We start from the raw sequence: 22,938 nt of genomic DNA, 5'->3' as shown, positions 1-22,938 counted from the left end.
CCTTTTCTTATTCCAAAAGTATTTTCAAAAAACGGTGCAGGAAAATTTATGAGGTAAACGAATAAAATGTGTCGGTAAATGAGTGTTTTTTAAGAATTATTAAGAGTTTGCATGGGAGTTTGAAGAGGGAAACCGGATGTATTAAGCTATGTTTTAAAGACGTTCAATACTCCCATCTTCCATTCTTCTGCTTCCATCAGAACTTAACCAATCACTTATTCACAATCTTCATCACAAGATCTTTGTAGGTTTCTCCGATAGGAATGATGAAATCTCCAATGTGAATATTGCGGTTGACAATGGTTTTAATATTCTGTATGGGAACGATATAAGAACGATGGACTCTTACAAAATCCTTTTCAGAGAGTTTTTCCATAATATTTTTCATGGAAGAACGTGCGGTAATCGTTGAGTGATTAGTTAAATGAATCTGGATATAATCATCAAGCCCTTCAATCAGCAGAATATCATCGTAGTTGATCTTATGGAGTTTGTAATCGGCACGTATGGAAAGGTATTTTATTTCGTCAGCATCAGTATTGATTTTCACCTTCTCTACCGCTGCTTTGAATCTTTCAAAAGAAAATGGTTTTAGCAGATAATCAACGGCATTGATACTGAATGCATCTACAGCATATTCCGAGTAGGCTGTGGTAAAGATAACTTTAGTGTTCTGGGAAATGTTTTTATAAAAATCCATTCCGTTTTTAGATGGCATTTCTATGTCCAGAAAGATGAGGTCTACAGGGAATTTATTAAGATATTTTTGGGCATCACTTTGAGTATTGAAGACCTTTTCAAGAGAGAGGTTTTCAATTTTTCCGGCATAATTCTCAATAATTTTTAAAGCGAGAATTTCATCGTCAAGAGCGATGGCTTTTATCATAAGGTTAGAGTAAATTAATTTTTAAATCCACTTCAAAAATCTTTCCATCATTGATCATGCTCAAAGAATGTTTCCCAGGATACATCTGTTGTAAATGTTCAAGAGTATTCTTTAATCCTACTTTCAAGCTCTCTTCATCTGTAATATTCCGGTTCACAATATTATTAAAAACATGAAAATGAAATTGTTCTTCCTCAATCATGATGTTGATCGCTATTTTAGAGGTTTCTTCAGCATTAAAGCCATATTTGAAGGCATTTTCAATAAAATTAACCAAAATAAAAGGAGCTATTTGCAAATCCTTTGTCTCTCCGGTTTCTGTATACGAAAAATCGAGGCTGTTGTCTGTTCTGATCAGTTGCAGAGCTATATAATCTTTTACATATTCAATTTCTTTGCTGAGCTTTACCAGATCTTTACTGCTTTCCTGAACTACGTAGCGCATCACATTGGAAAGTTTCAGAATACTGTTGGGAGCATCATCAGATTTGAATAAAGCCAGTGAGTAAATGGAATTGAGAATATTGAACAGAAAATGAGGCTGCAGCTGATATTTTAAGCTTAATAATTCTGCTTTCGCTTTGGAACGTTCCAATTCTTTTTTCTCGATATTCTTAAAAATAAAAAGAGAGGATAAAAAGGAGAATAGAAAAGGAAGAAGTGATGAAAAAATCATCTGGATATAATAGTTATTTCTGTTCTGGAAGTTGCCCTGTGGAAATCTTTCTCCCATTGGTGGAGGCATATCTCCATTGGGATTTAATGGAGGCGGCTGCATCTGCATAGGAAAATTCCGGGCCGAAATTCTGCTTTCTTCAGTAAGATAATTAGGAATAAAAATCATGAGCCCGAAACAGATCAGAATACAGATTATAAACGGGATATATTTCTTCTTGCTGTAGAATTTGGGAAGGAAAAGATTAAGGTTTAGGTAAAAAAAGATGACAACCAATACGAACCGGATAAACTCTCTCTGAAATGGGGAAACCTTAAATACAGATAATGTTCCGTCAAAATCAGGAGAAGAAACAATCGGAATTGTTAAGAGTAACAGAATAAGGATAATATGTTGCCCGATTTTTTTCACACTGTATAATTATTTAAGACTGAACATGCCTTGTAAAAAACATGGATTAAGATTCTTTTTCATTCAAATGTAATAAAATGAGCCATAAAAAAATACACTTAAGCAGAAAATCAAAAAATTTCATAGCTTAAGTGTACTTTCAAGAAAAGAAGTTTGTTACTGAAAATTGTTTATACAATCTCGATCAGACTTCCTCTTTCTTCGTCTTTAATAATATTGAGTGCCGTAGGAATTTTCTCTTTCAGTTCTTCCACGTGCGAAATAATTCCCACAATTCTGTTTTCTTTCATCAGATTGGTGAGCGTTTCAAATACGATATTCACAGATTCCGTATCCTGTGTTCCGAAACCTTCATCAATAAAGAAGAAATTTTTATCTGCCTGTGCATTGGCCTGAACGCTTTCTGCAAGAGCGAGAGCCAGACTTAAAGATACCTGAAATGCCTGCCCTCCGGAAAGCGTTTTTACACTTCTGCTTTTTCCTTCATTGAGGTAATCGATGATTTCAAAATCGTTATTTTCATTAAGCTGAAGGCTCAGTTGATTTCTCGTCATGCGATGAAAACGTACATTGGCATGATCGCAAAGCTGTCTCAGATAAATAGATGAAACATATTGTACAAAGCCTGCTCCTTTAAACAGGTTCATCATGATCTTCAGATTTTCCGAACGTTTCTGAAGCTTTGTAAGCTCTTTCAGAAGTTCCTCTTTTTTCACAAATTCCTTTTCCAGACGTTCTATTTCTGCAGTTTTTGTGACTACAGAATCACTGATCTGTTTTTGTTCGGTTTGTGCTTCATTGAATTGCTTTTCAGTCAGAGAAAACTGTTCATTATCGAATGAAAGTCCCTTCAACTTTAATTCTAGCTCTCCGATGAATTTCTTTAAAGCTTCAAATTCAACTTTGAAATGCTGAACTTTAGCTCTCACCAGCTGAACATCAATTTCCTGAAGTAAAATATGCTCAACCTCTTTGAATTCTGTGAAGTTTTGATCTGTTAAAGCTTTGACAATTGCCTCCTCATTGTTGGAAATTTCCTTTTCAAGTTCTGCAATCTGTTTTTCAGACTGGCTGACAATGGCTTTTTGCTCTGCCAGTTTAGGAGAAAGGATTTTTTCCTGTTCTAATGCCTTCTGGTAATTTTCCTCAGTTTCCTTGTTGGATTGTACCAGCTTTTGATAAGATTTTTCAATCTCAGATTTTTCCTTTTGGATATACTGATTCCAGTCCAGGATTTTAAGACCGGAACGGCTGATATTGATCTGTTCCTGTTTCGAAACTTCCTCTAAACGGAAAGCTTCCAGAGCACTTTTATACTTTTCCAGAGTTTTGGTTTCCCTGTCAAGATTTTCTCTTTCCAAAGTAATATTCCGTTCAGTTTCCTCAATCTTTTTTTCTAAAATGAATGAATCTGAACGTTTTTTCTCAAACTCTTCTTCCTGATCAGGAGAAAATGTTTTCCATGTAAAATTCAGGATATGATTTTCAATATCTTTTTGAATCTGAAGGACGATTTTCTGTTCCGAAAGAAGCTGTTCTTCAAAGATTTTTTTACGGTCCAGAATTTTGTCAATTTCAGCTTCCTGTTTTTGAAGACCAATAGTTTCCTGTTCCACAGAAGTTATTTTCTCCTGAATTTCCTTCAACTCAGCATTCACATCATGAAATTCCACAATATGCGGATGCTCTTTAGATCCGCAAAGAGGACAGTTTTCACCGTCATGAAGTTCATTGGCAAAACGGGAAAGCTCTTTTTGTATTTTGAGATGATCCAGTTTCTGGGAAAGTTCCTTTTTTTGAGTCTCTAAGGTTTCTTTTCTGATTCTGAAATCTTCTTTATAATTTTCGTTATAAGCAAAAGGTTTCAATTCTTCTGCAATTTCTTCGATTTGTTTTTGATGTTTCCCGATCTTTTCAGTTTGTTCCTGCAGTGATTTTTTCAAATTCTTGTGTTGAATAAACCAGTTGCCCACTTCAGAAAGCAGTGCAGAATCAAGTTTCTGTTCCTTTAAACTTTTAATCTGTACAGAAAGTTCATCAATGGTCTTTTGAATTTTCTCTTTGTGAACATTTACTTCTTTTACTTTTTCAGACCCTTTTTGAGTTCTTTCATTCAGAGTTTTGATCTCTTCAGAAAACGTCAGGATCTGAATGATGAGATTCAAATCATTTTCCTGAATTCTGGATTGCTCCAATGCTTTAAACTGTGGTTCAAGAGCAGTAAGCTGTTCCTTGATGATATTGAAAGCCTTTTCAGTTTCCTGTTGGTTTTTGATCTGCTGTTCTTTCTCATTTCGCTTGCCTGAAATCTCTTTTGAAAGCTTATTTTTCTCAATAATCAATGGGTTGAAAAGCCTGAAAATACGGTCGTATAATTCTGCCTGTGCTTCCAGAGCATCCATTGGAGACTTTTCTTCTGAGAGTTTATTGAATTTTCCTTTATTCTGTTGTAAACTGTCAAAGTCACTTTTTAAGTTTTTCAACTGCTGATAAGTCTGGGAGATCTTTTCCAGTTTTTCATTTGATTCTGAGAGTTTTTTCTGTTCCTCAGTAAGCTGCTCTTTTTGAATCTGAATTTTTTTCTCATTAATTTCTTCAAAACCTTTCAATTGACCTTCCAGCTGATCCAGTTCAGATCTGTTTTTGACATTGAGTGCAGAAACATTGTTCTGAAGGTCAAATTTTTGAAGATTGAAGATCTCCTTCATCATATTCGTTCTTTCTGCAGCGCCCAATTCAAGGAATTCTTTGAACTGTCCCTGCGGAATAATGATAGTTCTTTTGAAGTTGGAATAGCTTAACCCAATAATAGCTTCCGCATTTGAATGATCTAAAGGAATCCATTTTCCATTGATGTTCTCATAAAAAGTAACAGTATTAGGTTTTACCTCTTCGAATTTTTTGGAATTTCTCTTAAAATCACGGGTAGCACGGAACAATTTATTCTCATAATTTACAAAATCAAATTCTATATAAGAACTGTTTGATTTTAAATTCATCATGTTATAAGCCCTTTTATCACGCATGTTCAAACGCTCCGTTTCTCCATATAAAGCAAAGGAAATCGCTTCAAGAACCGATGATTTTCCGGAACCTACCGCTCCGAAAATACCAAACAATCCTGCTTCGGTAAGATTTCTGAAATCAATCGTCTGGCGTTCCTGGTACGAGTAAAGTCCTTCGATAGTTAATTGAACAGGGATCATGGCTTATGCATTTAAAATTTCGTTAAACAAATTCATCAGTTCTTCATTGGCTTCCTGTCCACCGTTTTTAGATTTAAAATAATCTTTAAATAAAATATCAATATCCTGACTCAAATTGATTTCATGGTTTTGATCTTCTGACAATTCCAGATTTTTTACTTTGGGGATAAGGTGAACAATTCCGTTGTGAGACTGATAAATTAATCTTCTTTCATCTGCCGTTAAAAAAGTCTCACTTTCCAGCGTAAGTTCTATAAATGTATTGGGATTTTCACCCAGCCACTGAACAGCATCATCAATGGAGGTAAATGTTTTTCGGACTAAAGCTCTGCCGCTTTTCAAGAGTTTCTTCTCGTAGGAAACTGTTTTTCCAGGTTCTGCCTCAATAATGGAAACATACTTCGTTTGTCCCGCTTCACTAAAGCTGTAGCAAAGGGGAGAGGATGAATAAATAACCGGTTTTTCCTTCGTTCCGATATTCTGAAAACCATGAAGGTGACCGAGGGCTGTGTATTGAATCTGCTCAGGAATACTGTCTGAAAAAATCAAATCCGCATTGCCTATCTTAATTGGTTTTTCTCCTTCTGGTTCTTCCAACACTTCTGCACCTCTTTTATTCATATACAAATGAGCCGTCAGAAGATTTACTCCGGAATCATCACAAAACTGATCAGCAAGGTTTTTCCAGGTCTGTGAAAGCACTTTGTTGATTTCTTCCTCTTTATTTTCTCCAAAGTATTCCTTTAATCGGATTTCATTTGCGAAAGGAGTGTGAAGAATTCTTACAGGAAAGTTGATCCCATCAATTTTCAACTCGATAAAACCTTCTTTTGAATGTATAATGTTGAAATAATCTGTACCGAAAGGGTTGATTTCAGCTTTAGGATGACCTATTAAAATAATTCCACATTCCCTTGCCAAAGGATCGGGAGCATCAATTAAGCTCGGAGAATCATGATTACCGGAAATAGCAATCACAGGACGTTTACCATTTAATGATAAACGTTTTAATGTTTTATAAAAAAGTTCAGCAGCCTCTACACTTGGATTGAAATTATCAAATAAATCTCCGGCAATGAGAACTAAATCAACGTTTTGTTCATCGGCCATCTGAACAATTTCATTCATAACCAAAACCTGTTCTTCCAGTCTTGAAAAGCGGTCGAGGCGTTTACCCAAATGCCAGTCGGCAGTGTGGAGGATTTTCATAATTTAAATTTGAGAATTAAAAAGAGTATATGCAACGTAATTTTCAATGGGCTTCACAGAGAATTATTTGCAGGTATTACAATGTAAATATAGAGAATACTTAATTTTTTAAAAATAAGGTTTCCCTTAATTCAGACAAAAACTTTCAGACAATATTGTTTATAATCAACTATAATTGGTCATTTTAAATCTGAGGTTTTTTAATCCGGATAGGTTGAGTAAAGAACGGTTTTATTGTTCGTTATCAGCTTCTCTTGCTTTGAAATCTTCCCGGATTTGTTTTAAACGTATTTTCCTTTCTGCTTCTGCATTTTGGATTTTACGTTTTTTCTGATCAATTTTCTTTTTATTTTTTTTCCTGTTCGCTTCGTTATTTTTGCTCATATTTTTTATGGGTAATAAATAGCTTCTTCAAAAATAAGAAACAAAAAGGGAAGAAGAGGTGTAGATTTCCGTATAAACTTATAATAAATTAATTTTGTAAAAAAAAAGATGGAACAGCAGTCCAAAGATCCTTTACACGGAAAAAGACTGGATGCTATCCTTGAAGAACTGGTAGAATACTATCAAGGTTTTGAAAGGCTGGGCGAACAGATCAATATAAAATGTTTTACAGATAACCCAAGTATCAACTCTTCCCTGAAGTTTCTGCGGAAAACACCGTGGGCCAGAACAAAGGTGGAAAGCCTGTATCTCTTTATGCTGAGACAGAAAAAAAGAGATGAAAGTAGAAAAAAATAAAGGCTGTAAAAAGAAGATCTCCATTTCTTTATGCTTTTCATAACTTCCTTCTTCCAACCTCCAGCCTCCATGCTCACTGAATCATTTCAAAAACATTATATTTGTATTATTAATCGTGAAACAAAATCACGAAAAAAAGAAAAAATATGACAATCGAAAACAATCACGTTGTAGCTGTAAAGTATATACTTCATACTATCGAACCAGATGGAAGTAAGATTCTTGTAGAAGAAACAACAACAGAAAATCCGCTTACATTTTTGTATGGTGTAGGAATGATGATTCCTAAATTTGAACAGAATATCCTTGGTTTGAAAGCTGGAGATACAGCTGCCTTTACAATTCAGCCTGAAGAAGCTTACGGTGAAAGACAACCGGATGCTATTGCACAATTACCTGTGGAAATGTTCAAAGAATCAGGGCTTCCACCTGTAGGAGCTATTCTTCCTTTATCAGACAATCAGGGGAATAACTTCCAGGCTTTTGTAGTAGAAATTACTCCGGAAGTTGTAGTGGCAGACCTTAACCACCCAATGGCGGGTAAAGTTTTAGATTTCCAGGTGGAAGTTTTAAACACTCGTCCTGCAACTGAAGAAGAGTTGGCACATGGTCACGCTCACGGAGTTGACGGAAACGAAGCTCACTAAAAAAATAAAAAAATGTCCGGTTTTTCGGATATTTTTTAGAGATAAAAAATGAGCCACAGAATTATCTGTGGCTCATTTTTATTTATAAGGTTATAATTATAATAGGTATTGAATGCCTGGCATTCTCCTCTTCTGAAGGGGTGGCGAAAATTCAAAGAATTTTTGACGGGGTGGTTCTATACGCAAAGCATTACTCCACAATATATTTCCTCAACAGCTTTACTAATCCAAAAACTCTCCAGAAACATAATACCAACGTTCATGCATTTTCTGAAAAACAGAAAACTCATGATGAACTTGTGGATGGCCGTCCTGATCCGTATAATAAGCTTTAAATTCTACATGGTTTAAAGCCGGAGTCCGGATGATTTCCAGTTTTGTCCATTGATTGATTTCTCCCCATTCCTGAAGATCTTTCTTATTATGGTATTTTCTTTTTCCCGGAAGAGTAGTCTCCATCAGATATTCCCCATTCGGAATGGCAAAAGCAGAAAACCTTGAGCGCATCAGAGCTTCAGCAGTAGGAGCGTGTTTTTCTCCGGTATGATAAGGTTTGCAGCAATCTTCGTAGGATTTTCCTGAACAGCATGGACAGTTCATATATCGTATTTTAAATTTTGAATGCAAAAATAATGAATCTCATTAGAAAGGACTTCTGCCTATTTGAATTTTATAATGGAATTAATATGTTGAATTATTATATATTCAATAGAAACGGGCTTTAGCCCGTTCAAAATAAATAAACAAAAATCCACCGGCTTCAGCCGAAACATAGAAAATTTTATGTATCGCAAATACGTAAAAAAAAGAAGCACTCTAATTAAAGAATGCTTCCATTGATTTATTTAATAAACCCTCTGTTTCTCAATAAAGGTTTGATATCCGGATCATGTCCTGTGAAGTCTCTGAATGCCTGATTCAGGTCTACAGAATTTCCTACAGAAAGAATATATTTTCTGAAACGGTCACCATTTTCTCTGGTTAACCCTCCATTTTTACTGATCCATTCCCATGCATCATTATCCAATGTTTCAGACCATAAATAGGCGTAGTATCCTGCAGAATATCCACCTCCCCAGATGTGAGCAAAATAAGGAGTGTGATATCTTGGCGGAACTGTTGCCAAATTGAATCCATGGTTTGCTAAAGATTGTTTTTCAAAATCCAGAACAGGAATAAACTGGCTGTCATTGCTTACTGTATGCCAATCCATATCAAGTTCAGCAGCAGAAACTAACTCTGTAGTCATGTACCCTTGATTGAAAGTAGATGCTTTTTTGATCTTATCTACCAAAGCCTGTGGAATAGGCTGTTTTGTTTCATAATGTACAGCATAATTCTTCAGAACAACCGGATCTAAAGCCCAGTGCTCATTGATCTGAGATGGGAATTCTACGAAGTCTCTCGGTACATTCGTTCCTGAAAGTGAAGGATATTTCTGGCTGGCAAACATTCCGTGAATAGAGTGACCAAATTCATGGAAGATCGTTGAAACATCATCATAGCTGATTAATGAAGGTTTTCCTGGTGCCGGTTTCTGATAATTATAGCAGTTAACAATTACAGGTTTTGTTCCTAATAAGTAAGACTGTTCTACAAAATTACTCATCCATGCTCCACCGTTTTTAGAATCTCTTGTATAGAAATCCAGATAGTAAATAGCGATAGATTTTCCATCGTGATCGAAAACTTCATATGTTACAACATCCGGATGATAAACCGGAAGGTCTGTTCTTTTTTTGAAAGTCAGTCCGTAGAATTTTTCAGCAGCGAAGAAAACTCCTTTTTCAAGAACGGTTGTGATTTCAAAATAAGGTTTTATTTCACTTTCATCAAGATCAAACTTAGCTTTTCTTACCTGTTCAGCATAGAAATTCCAGTCCCAAGGTTCTACTTTGAAACCTCCTTTCTGCTGATCAATAAGATCCTGAATATCTTTTGCTTCACGTCTTGCTGTTTCCACTGCCGGAGTAGCAATCTGATTCATAAGCTTAGTTGCTGCTTCAGGCGTTTTTGCCATTTGATCCTGAAGTTTCCATTCCGCAAAGTTTTTCTTGCCTAAAATCTGTGCTTTCTTCAGTCTTAGTTTAGCAAGCTGCTCGATGGTAGATCTCGTATCGTTGGCATCTCCTTTCTCAGCTCTGGTCCATGAAGCTTTGAAAAGTTTTTCTCTCGTAGCTCTGTTTTTTAAATTCTGAAGAAGAGGCTGTTGCGTTGTATTTTGTAAAGCCAGAAGATATTTTCCTGGTTGTCCTGCCGTTTTGGCGTCAGCTGCTGCAGCAGCGATTTCATCTGCAGAAAGTCCGTCAAGCTCTTTTGCGTCAGAGAAAAATACACCTCCCTGCTTTCTTGCTTCCAGTAATTTGTTGGCATATTGAGTAGAAAGAGAAGCCAGTTCCTGATTAAGCTGCTTTAATTTTTCTTTATCAGCTGCAGAAAGGTTTGCTCCTGCGATTTCAAAATTCTGCTTATAATATTGTAAAAGTCTTTTGCTTTCAGAATCCAGACCATCTTCTTTGATGGATTGTATTCTTTTAAAAAGATTTTCATTCAGGTATAGTTTATCAGAATGTGCAGCAAAGATAGGTGCATATTCTTCATCCAAAGCCTGCAAAACAGGGTTTGTATTCGCACTGGTAAGGTTTGAGAATACAATTTGTGCTCTTCTCAGTACTTCACCACTTTTTTCCAATGCAACGATAGTATTTTCAAAAGTAGGAGCAGCCGGATTATTGGCAATTTTTATAATTTCAGCTTCATGTTGCTTTAAACCATAATTAAAAGCAGGTTTGAAGTGTTCGTTTTTGATTTTGTCAAACTCCGGAGCTTCGTACTGAAGCTTGCTCTTCTTCATAAAAGGATTTGAAGATAAAGAGGGATCAGGTGCAGGTAGCTCCTGTTGAATATCGGTCTGTTTCATTGTAGTACAAGATTGATTGAACGCCAAGGCAGAAATTAATAATACCGATGAAATATTCTTCATAAATATAGTTGTTATTAAAGCATAAAGATATTAAAAACTTGCATCATAGGATGTATTTTGGCGAATGTATTTATGTAACCTGTTGTATGAGTGTTTTACAATGAATCTTTTAAGTACCTATGAATCGGGAATGTCTTTTCTGAAAAATCAGTATTGCATACAGTTGCAGTATTTTCAAATGTAATGTAATATTTTTCATAAATTAGTTGTCATTTAATGAAAGAAACCAACAAAAATAATTAACAAAAGAAATAAGCATGAAAACAAGGACTTTATTTATTTTTTCAGCCTTAGCGGCATTGGCCTCATGTAATGATAAACATGAGAACCGAAACAGAGACAGAGAAGGAGACAGAAGTAATTGGGTAGAGAAAGTAGTCAGCAAAGAAAACGGCCCGATACAGCATAAAGAATTTAACGGAGACTTTGATGAAATTCAGGTTTCACAGGCTATTGAAGCAGAAATTATAAAATCTGAAACCGAGAAAGTGGAAATCTCGGCACCTCAAAGTATCATTGACGAAATTCTGGTGGAAAATGATGGCGGAAAACTGCATATTCATTATAAGCCGGGGATCAGAGTGATGAACATCAGCAAAGTGACAGCTAAAATTTATACAAAAGATTTTAGTAAGCTTGTTGCTGATTCAGCTGCGAGAATTATTATAAAAGATAAATTTACTCAGGAAAAAACAGATGTTGAAGCATCAAGTGCAGGAAGTATTTCCGGAGATCTTGAGGCTAATGATATGGCCATCAATGTAAGCAGCAGCAGCAGCTTCGATGGGAAAATATGGGCAGTAAACCTTGATATTGAATCTTCATCAGGATCAACTCTTGATCTTTCCGGTAAAGCAAAAAAGGTAGACGTAAGTGCTTCTTCAGGAAGCAGCGTTTCTGCAAAAGGAGTTATTGCTGATAATGTAGAAGCTGATGCTTCCAGTGGAGCAAGTATTCATATCAGTGCTGTTTCCAGTGTGAATGCAGGTGCTTCATCCGGAGGAAGTGTGGATATCTCGAAAAAAGGAGAGCTTAAGAGTGTGATAAAAGACGAAAGTAGCGGTGGAAGCGTAAACATCCAATAAACTAATCCTGGGATTCTTCCTCATCTTCTTCATCGGTGGATGAGGAACCTTCCCAGTTTTTATTATCAAAATTAAGATTATCGTATGCTAATAATTCCTCCTCACGCTGGAGGATTTCTTTTGTGGTAAACAGAGTAATGTCATCATTGTTTTCCTTCATTTTTGCCAGCTTTCGGACAGATGCTTTATCAATAGCCATAAACCTTTGGCCAAGACGTCTTGCAGCATATTTTCTCATTCCTGTTTCATGAAGTACATCCACGGCCATATCCACAGCTGTTCCTAGTGTTTCACGGTAAATATGATTGACGCCATTGTTCAGATAATCATAGGCATCAATCCTATTTTTTGCTCTTACAAAAATTTTTACTTTAGGATAATGTTCACGGACAAGTTCCGCAATGAATTTATTATCATCCGGATCATCCAGACATAAAACCAGAATTTCAGCATCTTCAATTCCGGCAGCCCTTAAAATAGGAATCCTCGTTGCGTCACCATAATACACTTTAAAACCATAGCTTCTTAGCAGTTTAACACGGTCAGAATCACGATCCAAAACGGTAGCTGGTATTTTATTGGCTTTTAAAAGACGTCCTACTGTACTTCCGAAATGCCCAAAACCTACAATAATGATTTTCTTTTGAGCCACATTGCTGTCGAGAATATTATAATCATGTTCCTCTTCGGGAATTTCTTTAATAAATTTTGGAGTAATAAACTTGTCATTAATGATCAGAAGAATAGGAGTGATACACATGGTGATTGCCGTAACAGCCATCATCTGAGCATTCATCTCAGGACCTAAAAGATAAAGGTCTGATGCATAGTTAAGCAGTACAAATGCAAATTCTCCTACCTGAGAAAGGGCAAAAGCATAAAAAAGACTTTGAGGAGTATCTATCCTGAAAAACTTTCCGATTACATATAAAACCACAAATTTTACGGCCAGCACGGCAAAAACAGTACTGAAAATAAATAAGGGATCCTTCTGAATGATATTAAAATTAATGGTTGATCCTACACTCACAAAGAAAACAGCTAAAAGCAGGCCTTTGAAAGGATCTATTTGTGCTTCCAGCTCATGACGGAATTCACTGTTGGCAAGCATTACTCCAGCGAGGAAAGCTCCTAATGCAGGGGAAAGGCCAATAACAACCATCAGCTCTGAAACCCCAATAACCAAAAATAATGAAGAAGCAGTCAATAGCTCTGACATTCCTGATTTTGAAACATAACGCAGGAAAGGAACAAAGACATATCTACCCAGCAAAATAAGCAATGCCACTCCAAAAATAACCGTTCCGGCTTGAAGCCACTCCGGGAGTTTCTGGATCAGAATCTGAATTTCATTGTCATGATGCTTGGCTTTATAATTGGCCAGAATAGGCAATATTGCAAGAATAGGAATCACCGAAATGTCCTGAAACAACAGGGTAGAAAATGAAGCTTCTCCAGCGGTAGTTTTGAGATTATTTTTTTCCTGTAAAGTCTGCAGAACAATGGCAGTGGAAGATAGAGCAAAGCACATGGCAATAGCTATCGCTTTGTCTACTCTCCAGCCTACGCTTGTGAATACCAGGAAAAGCAGAAGAATGGTAAGAGCCATCTGAGACAGTCCCAGACCCATTATTTTCTTTCGCATTTCCCAGAATTTCCGGGGCTCCAGTTCCAGACCTACCAAAAACAAAAGCATGATCACTCCAAACTCGCTGGCATGCATAATGTCATTGACATTGTTTCCTGTAAGTTTAAGGGCATAAGGACCTATGATAATTCCTCCTAAAATATAACCGATGACAGAACTCAACCCAAATTTCCTGGCTAATGGAACCATAATAATGGCTACACCGAGAAAAATTAATGTGTTCATCGCTAAGCTGGATTCCATATGCTATTGATTGAGGAGTTCTGTAAATTCTTTTTTATGTAAAATAATTTCTTTTTTAGAGAGCTTGTTGGCTTCGTATACGATTTTGATATGCTTAATATCTGCTTTGAAGACCTTTAATGAAACAATAAGCCCGCTGATGAGTTCATCTATGGTATATTGATAAGTGCCGGTTTTACTGAAAGATCTTTCTTTTCCGCCGGTGGTTACGAGAATATAGACTTCTTTTCCTTCCAGAGGATTATGTTCACCTTCTTTAAGCCAGTCTCTGTCGAAAACTTCATCAATCCATAATCTGAGAAGAGGAGGCATTCCGAACCATATCAGGGGAAACTGGAAAACAAAACGTTCGTAATTTTTAAGACGCTTTCTTTCCCGGAAAGCTGCGATATGAAAGTCAGGATATTCTTCGTAAAGATCTCTTAGGGTATAATGCTGGTGGCGAACGTAGAAATTGATGAGCTCTACATTCGAATTGGAGTGCTCCAGATAAGGGTGTGCAAATACTACCAGCGTCTTCTTCATAATCCTGTTTTCAGTAAATATAAGAAAAATATTGAATAAACGGTATTTTTTTAACGCTTTTGTTAATTTTTTAATACGTAAAGGTCAATTTACCATTAATAAAAGTTAAAAAAATGAGGTTATTTTAGATTTTAAATAAAAAAATCAGATCGTGATGATCTGATTTCTATATAAATTTTAAATTGACTTATTAATTTACCAACCTCCGGATGCGCCACCGCCTCCAAAACTTCCGCCACCGCCGAAGCCTCCGAATCCGCCGCCACCGCCGCCGGAACTTCCACCGCCAAAGCCACCTCCTCCGAAGCCGCCTGGGAATGGGAAGAAACCGCCAGGATAATTTCTGCGTCCTCTTCTGGTAATGATCACATCATCATCGTCGTCATTATTTCCACCACGTCCGCCTCCTCTGTTTCCAAAAAGGATAGCAATAATGATGAAAATAATAAAAGCAATGATAAGAACTTTAAAGGCACTTCCATTACCGGAAGGAGCTGTTGTAGCTACAGGTTTGAATTTTCCTTCAACAGCCTCCATAATAGCTGAGGTTCCACCATTGATTCCATCATACCAAAGTCCTTTCTTGAAATTTGGAGTGACGATGTAATCTAAGATTTGTCCTGCTACTGAAGCAGTAAGATATTGCTCTACAGCACGTCCCTGTTGGATAGACATGGTTCTGTCTTCTGTGGCAATAAGGAAAACCACTCCGTTATCCACACCCTTTTTTCCGATTTTCCATTTTTCCCCGAACATGGTTGCCAGAAAATTCACATCTTCCCCTTTGGTAGAGCGGATGATGACGACTTCAATTTCCGTTGAGGTAGAATCTGCAAACTTGATTAGTTTATTATTAAGTGCATCTTTTTCCTGCTGAGAAAGCAATCCGGCTTCATCAAAAACAGGATAGAGCACTGCAGGCTTTTCAGGAATGGTGTATTGTGCTGATACAAAAGTGTAAAAGCAGAGTAGTAAAAATGAAAATACTATTTTAAGAGAACGTAATTTCATTTGGGAGTTGGTTTGGATTTTCTCCTTCTACAGGAAAATGTTTTTTGAGTTCAAGTCCTGTTTCCAGGATAGCACTTTTCAGCGCCTGATAATAATTTCCTTTGGCAAATTCAGCGGTGATATAATCGTGAAGATGATCCCAGTAAGACTGTTTTACTTTTTCATGAATTCCAATATCTCCAATGATGGTAAGGTATTTTTGTTCAAAATTGACATGGAAAAGCACTGCATTTCTGTCTGCTGTTTTATCCATATCCAGTTTTTTGAAAACATCAAATGCAGTTCTGGCATCACGGTTTTCCGTGTTGGAATCAATATGCACTCTGATCTCTCCTGTAGAATGATCTTCCGCAGATTGAATCGCTTCCACAAGGGAAGCGATCTGTTGATTTGTTAGGAAATTACCCATTATTATTTGAATACTTCAGGGGCTTTCTGAGCGCCTGCGTCAGCTTTGAAATAAGGTTTTTCTTTGAAGTTGGTGAAATTCGCCAGAATATTATTCGGGAAAGTCTTGATGGAAGTGTTGTAATCCTTCGCAGCATCATTATAGTAAACCGTTTCAGTTCTGATACTGTTTTCGATAGCGGTATATTCTCTTTGGAAGTTGATATACTGCTGATCTGCTTTTAGGTTAGGATAAGACTCTACTACAGCCATCAATCTGCTTAATGCACCCGATAATTCTCCTTGTGCTGCCTGGAATTTTGCCAGATCAGCTTCGGTCATATTCGTAGGATCAATATTGATAGAAGTTGCTTTAGAACGAGCTTCCACAACTTGTGTTAAAGTTTCCTGCTCAAATTTTGAATACGATTTTACGGTTCTTTCCAGGTTAGGAATAAGGTTCGCTCTTTTCTGATATACAGTCTCTACATTAGACCATTTTGCGTTTACCGTCTGTTCTTTGTTGACAAAGCTGTTATATCCGCTTTTTCCCCAGAAGAATAGAATAGCAACAATAATAAGAAGGGCAATACCAATGGTTCCTGCACCCAGACATCCTTTATTTTTCATAGTTTATTTTTTTAAATTTTTTGTGCTAACCAAATATACAAATTATGTGCTAATTTTGTAAAAAATTATTTGAATGACAACAATAGTGGTGGCAATGGGAGAGAAAAATGAAATTGGTTTTGAAAACCAGTTGCTTTGGCATCTTCCCAAAGATTTGAAACATTTTAAAGATATTACTTCAGGGCATCCGATTATTATGGGGAGAAAGACCTATGAAAGTATTGGAAAAGCTCTTCCGAACCGTACCAACATTGTTGTGTCAAGAAAGAAAGACTGGTTTGAGGAAGGAATTCTTATCGTAGGAAGCATCAAAGAAGCATTGAAATTTGCTAAGAAGATTGACGAAGAAGTTTTTGTTATCGGAGGAGGAAATATCTATGAGCAGACTATGGATGTTGTGGACAGACTTGAAGTTACTTTGGTGAAAGCAGATCTTCAGGCTGATACATTCTTTCCGAAAATAGATCCTAAAATCTGGAAAATGACCAACGAAATCTGCCATGAGAAAGATGAAAAGAATGGCTATGATTTCTGTTTCCAGACGTTTGAAAAAATCAAAAAAGAAGATTAGATGTCAATAGTCAATTTTGCTTCGCAAAGTGAATCGTGAATTTTCTTACAGATACAAAAATTAATAAGCGCAGCGAATTGACCATTCACAATTGACTTTTTGAACTTTAAGCTCTAAATTTATTATCTTTGCACTTCTAAAATTTAATAATGAATAAATACATAAAAATTGCAGTAGCAGCAGTTCTTATCCTGTTAGGACTTTATATGATGATTTTCACAAGAAATCTTGGATGGGGTATTGTTGTTTTTCTTTTGGCTGCATTTCCTATCTTACTCTTCTTTAAAAATGAGTATATCTTGTTGGCATTCTGGCAATTGAGAAAACAAAATATGGAAAAAGCCGGAGAATGGTTATCCAAGATAACAGATTATAAAGGACAACTTCATAAGACTCAGTATGGATATTTTCACTATTTATCAGGACTGACACAAGCTCAGGATCACCCTGCTAAAGTAGAACCTTTCATGAAGAAGGCTTTAGAGTATGGTTTGAATATGAAACACGACAGAGCAATGGCTACTTTGAATCTTGCAGCAGCTGCTATTTCTAAAGGAAGAAAGCAGGAAGGTCAGAAGTTGCTGGAAGAGGCAAAAAGACTAGACAGCGCAGGAATGATGACAGATCAGATCAAAATGATGAAAGATCAGTTGAAAATGCCAACCATGCAGAAGCATATGCATAATCCAAATATGAGAAACAGAGGAAAATTCTTCTAGTCAATCTAACAAATAATATAAAAGAGGCTGTCCTAAAAGGACAGTCTTTTTTGTACGACCCATTACTGTCCGATAAAAAGTATAAATACATTGAAAATATTAATATTTACGCTATGAATTAGCAGGTCGCTCCTCCGGAGCTCTCATTTTAAAACAAATACGTTCTATTAACAGTCAGCTCCCATTGGAGCTAAATTTGATCCCATCGGGATCTGCTGTTAGTAGAAAAATGAAATCCCCATAAAATAAAGCTCCGGAGGAGCGACCTGTTAATTCTATTTAAATTTTATCGAACAAGAATGGTTTTTAAATTACATTTCCGAGTTTTGATCATATCCGTAAAATTTTGGCATCTGCCAGTGGTATTTCACTGCGAAAGTTCGAATGGCAACGATGAGTAAAATGGTGAAAATCTGAATGAAAGTGTATGACAGTGTGGTATATTGGGTCATCAGCAAAAATGCTGCTCCACCTACGATACATGCTGTGGCATAAATTTCCTTTCTGAAAATTAATGGAATTCTATTGAGTAATATATCCCGGATAATCCCTCCGAAACAGCCTGTAATAGTTCCTAATGCAATACAGATCATAGGATGAATTCCAGCATTTAATCCTTTCTGAACTCCGATAATGGTAAATAGTCCAAGCCCGAAGCTGTCGAAAATAAATAAGGTTACCTTAAAGTTCTTTTCAAGAGATTTGAATATCATGGAAAAAATACTGGTCGCCAGAATCAGGGTACACATAAGAATATCATGCATCCAGAATACAGGGATATCCAGTAACAGATCTCTTACAGTTCCTCCTCCCACAGAAGTTACAAATGCAATAATAAGCACTCCGAACGGATCAAGCCGTTTCTGCATCGCTGCAAAACTTCCGGACATGGAAAAGGCAATGGTCCCAAGGACTTCTATCGCAAAATTGAACTGTTCGTGCATATATTATGAATGATAAGTAATGAGCAATGAGTAATAAAAATTATGCCATTTAAATTTGAGATAATTTAAACTTATAGGTAGTCATAACTTTTACAAGTTCTTCACATTCTGTTTTTAAATGTAAAATTTTTTCCGGACTTACATATTCTAATTCTTCAATAATTTCAAGCCAAAGTTGAGTTTCATCAATTTCTTCGACTACGATGCATATTTTAGCAGATTTCTCTTTCTCCGATCTTGCTCTGGATACCGCTCTGTAATTGGCTGCCACAGAAGTTGAAGATCTGATAATTTGTTTTCTAATTATTGAAATGTCATCCGAAAAAGGTAATGAAGAAAGAGTTTTAATGATAGCAATAGAAAAGTTTTTGGTTCTTTCCCGGAAAATTTGGTTAAAATCTACCCTATCAAAATTACTCATTACTTATTGCTCATTACTTATATTTATCTTTCCACTCTCACAGAGTCCGGAACCATCAGTTCATATTCGCCGCCGTGGTTAATAACTTCCCTTACAATGCTGCTGCTGATGAAAGATTTTCCTGAAGAAGTCAGTAAGAATACGGTTTCCAGTTTTTTGTGAGCTAAAGTTCTGTTGGTATGGGCAATTGCTTTTTCAAATTCAAAATCAGCCGGGTTTCTTAATCCTCTGATGATATACTGTGCATTTTTTTCAAAACAGTAATCTACCGTTAAGCCTTCGAAGGAGTCTACTTCCACATTGGGAAATTCTGCTACAGAGTTCTGAATAAATTCCATTCTTTTTTCAAGAGGGAACATATATTTTTTCTGAGAGTTCTGCCCGATAGCGATGATTAATTTATCAAATAGCGGTGCCGCTCTTTCTATAATGTCGTAATGTCCTAGTGTAATCGGGTCAAAAGACCCTGGAAAAACAGCAATTTTCATGTTGTACGAGTTATGATTTTGAGTAGTGTATTATGAGTTAAAAGCTATGTATTTATTATTTCTAACTTCTAACCTCTAATTTCTAACTTCTATATTTACTTATTAAGTGCTTTTTCTACTTCATTTCCACAAAGATCCATGATGGAAATTCCATAATGTCTTGCCTGCTGAGGAAGAATACTGGCAGGAGAGAATCCTGGGTTGGTATTCATTTCCAGCATGTAAGGAATTCCGTTCATCAGAATATATTCACTTCTTGAAAAACCACTCATTCCTAATGAATTGTAAGCTCTTTTGGCAATTTCTTCCACTCTTTTTGTAGTTTCTTCATCAATTCTTGCAGGCGTAATTTCTTCAGAAGCACCTTCATACTTCGCTTCATAATCGAAGAACTCATTGGTAGGAACAATTTCCGTAATCCCTAATACAATAGTTTCTCCTTTAAAATCAATAACTCCCACAGAAACTTCCATTCCATCCAGGAAACTTTCGATCAGGATTTCATTATCTTCTTTGAAGGCAATTTCAGTAGCAGCAATCAATTCAGATTTTTCTTTTACTTTGGAAATTCCCAGAGAAGATCCGGATTGGTTTGGTTTTACAAACAGGGGAAGGTTAAGCTCTGATACAATTTCATCTACATTGATGTCTTCGCCTTTTCTTAAATAAATACTTTTTGCGGAAGGAATTCCGTATTTTGATAATACAGCAAGAGTGTCTTTTTTATTGAAAGTAAGTGCACTCTGGTAAAAATCACAACCTGTATATTTTTGGCCGATTGCATCCCAGTATGCCTGAAGAATTCCATTTTCTCCCGGAGTTCCGTGGATAATATTGAAGCAGGCATCAAATTTTAAGGTTTCACCATTATCTAAAGTCACAGAAAAATCACCTCTGTTGATGGCATGTTTTTTATCATTTTCACCTAAAAAATACCATTCATCTTTAAGGACTACTACTTTATATACGTCATAGAGATTTCTGTCCAGAGAATCATAAATCAATTGTCCGCTTTTTAAAGAAACGACGTATTCATCAGAATAGCCTCCCATCACTACGGCAACACTTTTTTTATTCATAACCATATAGTATCAATTAAGGCAAATTTAATCATTTTATGCAATGCAATATGGGAAATCGGCAAATTTTAAAATCAAAAATGAATTGTGTTAAATAAAAAGTCCATTCTAAAATTATTAGCTATATTTGCGGTTATAATTAAAGTATTTTTAAGTATGCTTAAATCACTTTTCAATTGGAAAGTTTTACTGAATTTAGTAGTAGCCATCGGTGTTTTCGTTGGGCTGGTATGGCTCACATTTCGCTGGTTGGAGTACCATACTAACCACGGTCAGGAAATTCCTGTTCCCAATATTGTAAATAAATCGGTACATGATGCCGTTAAAATATTAGATGATACAGGACTGGAATATGAAGTAGACAGTGCCAATTACGACCCGAAATACAGACCATTCCAGGTATTGCAGGTATATCCTGCGCCAGGTTCCCGTGTAAAAGACGGAAGAACTGTAACGCTTAAAGTAAATCCGAGAACATGGGCTCCTATTGCGGTGCCGAATGTTATTAATAAATATTCAGGACTGGCATTCCAGAGATTGGATCAGGTAGGTCTTAAAATCGGTGATACGATTTATGAGCCTAGTATTCAGAAAGATGCCCTTTTAAGAATATTGTATAAAGGAAACGCTGTGAACCCAGGTACCCGTTTACCAAGATTCTCTACGATTGATGTTGTGGTAGGATCGGGGCCAATGAGAAATATTTCTATTCCGAATGTTGTAGGACTTACGGTAAAAGAAGCAAGAGTTGTAATTGCCAAGAGTATGTTTGAAGTAGGACTGGTAGAGCATGAAGATGGAAGTAAAGATGAATCTGATATTATTTATTATCAGGATCCGGCTTCCGGAGATGTTCGTGATCAGGGAATGCAGATTGACCTTTGGGCAAGTAAGAAAACTCCGGCAGAATTAAGAGCAAAAGTAGAGCAGTTGAATTCTATTTATCGTATGAAAGTGGATACTTCACTTCCTCCGGTACGATATGAAGAAGTGCATAGTGAGCCAAGTTATGATGCTCCGGTAGTACCCGCTCCAGCTCCTAAAAGAGAAACTCCAAAACCGGAAGTTCCGAAGACAGAGACCCCTAAAACTCAGACTACAGCAGCTAAACCAGCTGCTGCAACTGTTGAAAAACCTAAAACATCTGCAGGGAACGGTACTCATACAGCTGGAAGTACAGCTAAACCTGCCACAGCAACAACAACACAACAGCCTGCTCAAAAGCCAAAAGCTAAGAAGGTTGTCGTAGAATAAGATCAGACTAATATCAAAAATACAGGCTTCAACTATAAAATGTTGAAGCCTTTTGTGTAAAAAATATAAAACAATGTCAGAAGATAACGACGATTTTTTAGATGAAGAATTATTAGATTCCAACAGTATTGAGAACATCGATATTGACGAGGAAAATAAAGGTTTGTATGAACATCTTAATATCACTGTTGACAGCAAGCAGGAACCATTAAGAATTGATAAGTTCCTTTTAATTTACAGACAGAATTCTTCAAGGAATAAAATTTCACAGACCTGCAGAGCCGGAAATGTGATAGTGAACGGAACGGCGGTGAAGCAGAATTACCGTGTAAAACCGGGAGATCAGATCTCTGTACTGCTTACCCATCCTCCGAGAGAAAATGTTATTATTCCGCAGGATATTCCTGTAAATATCATTTATGAAGATGATGACCTTGTTGTAGTGGATAAAGAAGCGGGAATGGTGGTACACCCAGGATTTGGAAACTGGGACGGAACATTGGTGAATGCACTGGCCTTCCATTTTGAGAAGAATGGTGAGAAATCCGATCTTGACAGAGTAGGGCTTGTTCACAGAATTGATAAAGATACCTCCGGACTGTTGGTGATTGCCAAGAATGAATATGCATTAAGCTTCCTGGCAAAACAATTCTTTAACCGAACTACGAAAAGACTGTATTGGGCTTTTGTATGGGGAAATATGCAGGATGAAGAGGGGACAATCAGAGGCCATATCGGAAGACATCCTAAAAACAGAATGCAGATGTCTGTTTATGAAGATGGCAGCCAGGGAAAACACGCAGTGACCCATTATAAGGTGCTCGAAAGATTCAAGTATATGACCTGGGTGGAATGTAAGCTTGAAACGGGAAGAACGCATCAGATCAGGGCGCATTTCAGACATATAGGGCATACTTTGTTTAATGATGAAAGATATGAAGGACATACGCCTTTAAGAGGGGTAAATCTTCCAAAATACAAGCAATTTATTAAAAATGTTTTTGAAATTTTGCCAAGACATGCTCTTCATGCACATACCCTTGGATTTATACACCCAACAACAAAAAAGGAATTATATTTTGAGAGCCCAATGCCCAAAGATATGGCGGATGCTGTAAAAAAATGGAGAAATTATTTAGAAAACTAAAAATATATTGAGATTTTTTTTATATTT

At 36.5% G+C, this 22,938-nt stretch carries 23 protein-coding genes; 7 read left to right on the top strand and 16 right to left on the bottom strand.

The features are described from left to right. Nucleotides 1-211: 211 nt before the first annotated feature. The 5 genes from NK356_RS03920 to NK356_RS03900 form a co-directional block, all read right to left on the bottom strand. On the bottom strand, nt 212-886 hold the full coding sequence (locus NK356_RS03920) for a LytTR family DNA-binding domain-containing protein (RefSeq protein ID WP_034693310.1): 675 nt from the start codon (nt 884-886) through the stop codon (nt 212-214). 4 nt (nt 887-890) lie between these two features. Next, entirely contained in the window at nt 891-1,973 is a 1,083-nt protein-coding gene (locus NK356_RS24230; RefSeq protein ID WP_051934247.1) for a histidine kinase, read from the bottom strand. 170 nt (nt 1,974-2,143) lie between these two features. Next, entirely contained in the window at nt 2,144-5,179 is a 3,036-nt protein-coding gene (locus NK356_RS03910; RefSeq protein WP_253316292.1) for an AAA family ATPase, read from the bottom strand. A 3-nt stretch (nt 5,180-5,182) separates the two neighbouring features. Beyond that, nucleotides 5,183-6,388, bottom strand: a complete 1,206-nt coding sequence (locus tag NK356_RS03905) for an exonuclease SbcCD subunit D (RefSeq protein ID WP_253316291.1) — start codon at nt 6,386-6,388, stop codon at nt 5,183-5,185. A 231-nt stretch (nt 6,389-6,619) separates the two neighbouring features. Further along, nucleotides 6,620-6,772, bottom strand: a complete 153-nt coding sequence (locus NK356_RS03900) for a hypothetical protein (RefSeq protein ID WP_185103641.1) — start codon at nt 6,770-6,772, stop codon at nt 6,620-6,622. A gap of 108 nt (nt 6,773-6,880) precedes the next feature. On the opposite strand from NK356_RS03900, the gene NK356_RS03895 reads away from it, so the two are divergent. Both NK356_RS03895 and NK356_RS03890 read left to right on the top strand, forming a co-directional pair. Beyond that, nucleotides 6,881-7,129, top strand: coding sequence for a VF530 family DNA-binding protein (locus tag NK356_RS03895; protein WP_034693317.1), 249 nt, complete (start codon nt 6,881-6,883; stop codon nt 7,127-7,129). Nucleotides 7,130-7,275: 146 nt separating this feature from the next. Beyond that, on the top strand, nt 7,276-7,776 hold the full coding sequence (locus NK356_RS03890; RefSeq protein ID WP_034693319.1) for a peptidylprolyl isomerase: 501 nt from the start codon (nt 7,276-7,278) through the stop codon (nt 7,774-7,776). A 222-nt stretch (nt 7,777-7,998) separates the two neighbouring features. Here NK356_RS03890 and NK356_RS03885 read toward each other — a convergent pair whose 3' ends face one another. Beyond that, nucleotides 7,999-8,376 carry a YchJ family protein gene (locus tag NK356_RS03885; protein ID WP_034693320.1) on the bottom strand — a complete coding sequence of 126 codons (378 nt, stop codon included), beginning with the start codon at nt 8,374-8,376 and terminating at the stop codon, nt 7,999-8,001. A 241-nt stretch (nt 8,377-8,617) separates the two neighbouring features. Then, the gene (locus NK356_RS03880) at nt 8,618-10,759 is read right to left on the bottom strand and encodes a M3 family metallopeptidase (RefSeq protein ID WP_253316290.1); all 2,142 of its coding nucleotides are present in this window, start codon (nt 10,757-10,759) and stop codon (nt 8,618-8,620) included. A 257-nt stretch (nt 10,760-11,016) separates the two neighbouring features. Here NK356_RS03880 and NK356_RS03875 point away from each other — a divergent pair, with 257 nt between their 5' ends. Continuing rightward, complete coding sequence (locus NK356_RS03875) at nt 11,017-11,844, top strand: DUF2807 domain-containing protein (RefSeq protein WP_253316289.1); 828 nt, start codon at nt 11,017-11,019, stop codon at nt 11,842-11,844. 1 nt (nt 11,845) lies between these two features. Here NK356_RS03875 and NK356_RS03870 read toward each other — a convergent pair whose 3' ends face one another. The 5 genes from NK356_RS03870 to NK356_RS03850 form a co-directional block, all read right to left on the bottom strand. Continuing rightward, complete coding sequence (locus NK356_RS03870) at nt 11,846-13,735, bottom strand: monovalent cation:proton antiporter-2 (CPA2) family protein (protein ID WP_253316288.1); 1,890 nt, start codon at nt 13,733-13,735, stop codon at nt 11,846-11,848. 3 nt (nt 13,736-13,738) lie between these two features. Continuing rightward, nucleotides 13,739-14,260: an NAD(P)H-dependent oxidoreductase gene (locus NK356_RS03865; RefSeq protein ID WP_034693331.1), complete on the bottom strand. Its 522-nt coding sequence runs from the start codon at nt 14,258-14,260 to the stop codon at nt 13,739-13,741. Between the two features lie 195 nt (nt 14,261-14,455). After that, nucleotides 14,456-15,271: a YgcG family protein gene (locus NK356_RS03860; RefSeq protein ID WP_034693334.1), complete on the bottom strand. Its 816-nt coding sequence runs from the start codon at nt 15,269-15,271 to the stop codon at nt 14,456-14,458. Beyond that, nucleotides 15,252-15,680, bottom strand: coding sequence for a TPM domain-containing protein (locus tag NK356_RS03855; RefSeq protein ID WP_185103643.1), 429 nt, complete (start codon nt 15,678-15,680; stop codon nt 15,252-15,254). The genes NK356_RS03860 and NK356_RS03855 overlap by 20 nt, the downstream gene beginning before the upstream one ends. 2 nt (nt 15,681-15,682) lie before the next feature. Next, complete coding sequence (locus NK356_RS03850) at nt 15,683-16,288, bottom strand: LemA family protein (protein WP_034693337.1); 606 nt, start codon at nt 16,286-16,288, stop codon at nt 15,683-15,685. Between the two features lie 73 nt (nt 16,289-16,361). Here NK356_RS03850 and NK356_RS03845 point away from each other — a divergent pair, with 73 nt between their 5' ends. After that, nucleotides 16,362-16,859, top strand: a complete 498-nt coding sequence (locus NK356_RS03845) for a dihydrofolate reductase (RefSeq protein ID WP_034693339.1) — start codon at nt 16,362-16,364, stop codon at nt 16,857-16,859. Nucleotides 16,860-17,008: 149 nt separating this feature from the next. Continuing rightward, nucleotides 17,009-17,578, top strand: coding sequence for a membrane protein (locus NK356_RS03840; RefSeq protein WP_034693340.1), 570 nt, complete (start codon nt 17,009-17,011; stop codon nt 17,576-17,578). Between the two features lie 311 nt (nt 17,579-17,889). Here NK356_RS03840 and NK356_RS03835 read toward each other — a convergent pair whose 3' ends face one another. From NK356_RS03835 to NK356_RS03820, 4 genes are all read right to left on the bottom strand, one after another. Continuing rightward, complete coding sequence (locus tag NK356_RS03835) at nt 17,890-18,522, bottom strand: trimeric intracellular cation channel family protein (protein WP_253316287.1); 633 nt, start codon at nt 18,520-18,522, stop codon at nt 17,890-17,892. A 49-nt stretch (nt 18,523-18,571) separates the two neighbouring features. Next, on the bottom strand, nt 18,572-18,943 hold the full coding sequence (locus NK356_RS03830; RefSeq protein WP_253316286.1) for a four helix bundle protein: 372 nt from the start codon (nt 18,941-18,943) through the stop codon (nt 18,572-18,574). 23 nt (nt 18,944-18,966) lie between these two features. Further along, nucleotides 18,967-19,431 (bottom strand): pantetheine-phosphate adenylyltransferase, encoded by a 465-nt coding sequence (gene coaD / locus NK356_RS03825; RefSeq protein WP_034693345.1) that lies wholly within the window; start codon nt 19,429-19,431, stop codon nt 18,967-18,969. Nucleotides 19,432-19,526: 95 nt separating this feature from the next. After that, nucleotides 19,527-20,510 (bottom strand): D-alanine--D-alanine ligase, encoded by a 984-nt coding sequence (locus NK356_RS03820; RefSeq protein WP_034693347.1) that lies wholly within the window; start codon nt 20,508-20,510, stop codon nt 19,527-19,529. Between the two features lie 156 nt (nt 20,511-20,666). On the opposite strand from NK356_RS03820, the gene NK356_RS03815 reads away from it, so the two are divergent. Both NK356_RS03815 and NK356_RS03810 read left to right on the top strand, forming a co-directional pair. Beyond that, nucleotides 20,667-21,764, top strand: coding sequence for a PASTA domain-containing protein (locus NK356_RS03815; protein WP_253316285.1), 1,098 nt, complete (start codon nt 20,667-20,669; stop codon nt 21,762-21,764). 73 nt (nt 21,765-21,837) lie between these two features. After that, nucleotides 21,838-22,911, top strand: a complete 1,074-nt coding sequence (locus NK356_RS03810; protein ID WP_034693350.1) for an RluA family pseudouridine synthase — start codon at nt 21,838-21,840, stop codon at nt 22,909-22,911. Nucleotides 22,912-22,938 lie beyond the last annotated feature (27 nt).

Origin of the sequence: Chryseobacterium sp. S0630 (genome assembly GCF_024158915.1) — a bacterium.
GTDB lineage: Bacteria > Bacteroidota > Bacteroidia > Flavobacteriales > Weeksellaceae > Chryseobacterium.
This window is presented reverse-complemented; position numbering and strand designations above follow the sequence as displayed.

Excerpts from the sequence above, each read along its gene's own strand:
- NK356_RS03890 (WP_034693319.1), top strand. The coding sequence starts at position 7,276 with ATGACAATCGAAAACAATCACGTTGTAGCTGTAAAGTATATACTTCAT.
- NK356_RS03920 (WP_034693310.1), bottom strand. The coding sequence starts at position 886 with ATGATAAAAGCCATCGCTCTTGACGATGAAATTCTCGCTTTAAAAATT.
- NK356_RS03835 (WP_253316287.1), bottom strand. The coding sequence starts at position 18,522 with ATGCACGAACAGTTCAATTTTGCGATAGAAGTCCTTGGGACCATTGCC.
- NK356_RS03845 (WP_034693339.1), top strand. The coding sequence starts at position 16,362 with ATGACAACAATAGTGGTGGCAATGGGAGAGAAAAATGAAATTGGTTTT.
- NK356_RS03810 (WP_034693350.1), top strand. The coding sequence starts at position 21,838 with ATGTCAGAAGATAACGACGATTTTTTAGATGAAGAATTATTAGATTCC.
- NK356_RS03880 (WP_253316290.1), bottom strand. The coding sequence starts at position 10,759 with ATGAAGAATATTTCATCGGTATTATTAATTTCTGCCTTGGCGTTCAAT.
- coaD (WP_034693345.1), bottom strand. The coding sequence starts at position 19,431 with ATGAAAATTGCTGTTTTTCCAGGGTCTTTTGACCCGATTACACTAGGA.
- NK356_RS03885 (WP_034693320.1), bottom strand. The coding sequence starts at position 8,376 with ATGAACTGTCCATGCTGTTCAGGAAAATCCTACGAAGATTGCTGCAAA.
- NK356_RS03820 (WP_034693347.1), bottom strand. The coding sequence starts at position 20,510 with ATGAATAAAAAAAGTGTTGCCGTAGTGATGGGAGGCTATTCTGATGAA.
- NK356_RS03855 (WP_185103643.1), bottom strand. The coding sequence starts at position 15,680 with ATGGGTAATTTCCTAACAAATCAACAGATCGCTTCCCTTGTGGAAGCG.
- NK356_RS03840 (WP_034693340.1), top strand. The coding sequence starts at position 17,009 with ATGAATAAATACATAAAAATTGCAGTAGCAGCAGTTCTTATCCTGTTA.
- NK356_RS03860 (WP_034693334.1), bottom strand. The coding sequence starts at position 15,271 with ATGAAATTACGTTCTCTTAAAATAGTATTTTCATTTTTACTACTCTGC.
- NK356_RS03895 (WP_034693317.1), top strand. The coding sequence starts at position 6,881 with ATGGAACAGCAGTCCAAAGATCCTTTACACGGAAAAAGACTGGATGCT.
- NK356_RS03875 (WP_253316289.1), top strand. The coding sequence starts at position 11,017 with ATGAAAACAAGGACTTTATTTATTTTTTCAGCCTTAGCGGCATTGGCC.
- NK356_RS03870 (WP_253316288.1), bottom strand. The coding sequence starts at position 13,735 with ATGGAATCCAGCTTAGCGATGAACACATTAATTTTTCTCGGTGTAGCC.
- NK356_RS03910 (WP_253316292.1), bottom strand. The coding sequence starts at position 5,179 with ATGATCCCTGTTCAATTAACTATCGAAGGACTTTACTCGTACCAGGAA.
- NK356_RS03815 (WP_253316285.1), top strand. The coding sequence starts at position 20,667 with ATGCTTAAATCACTTTTCAATTGGAAAGTTTTACTGAATTTAGTAGTA.
- NK356_RS03850 (WP_034693337.1), bottom strand. The coding sequence starts at position 16,288 with ATGAAAAATAAAGGATGTCTGGGTGCAGGAACCATTGGTATTGCCCTT.
- NK356_RS03830 (WP_253316286.1), bottom strand. The coding sequence starts at position 18,943 with ATGAGTAATTTTGATAGGGTAGATTTTAACCAAATTTTCCGGGAAAGA.
- NK356_RS03865 (WP_034693331.1), bottom strand. The coding sequence starts at position 14,260 with ATGAAGAAGACGCTGGTAGTATTTGCACACCCTTATCTGGAGCACTCC.
- NK356_RS03905 (WP_253316291.1), bottom strand. The coding sequence starts at position 6,388 with ATGAAAATCCTCCACACTGCCGACTGGCATTTGGGTAAACGCCTCGAC.
- NK356_RS03900 (WP_185103641.1), bottom strand. The coding sequence starts at position 6,772 with ATGAGCAAAAATAACGAAGCGAACAGGAAAAAAAATAAAAAGAAAATT.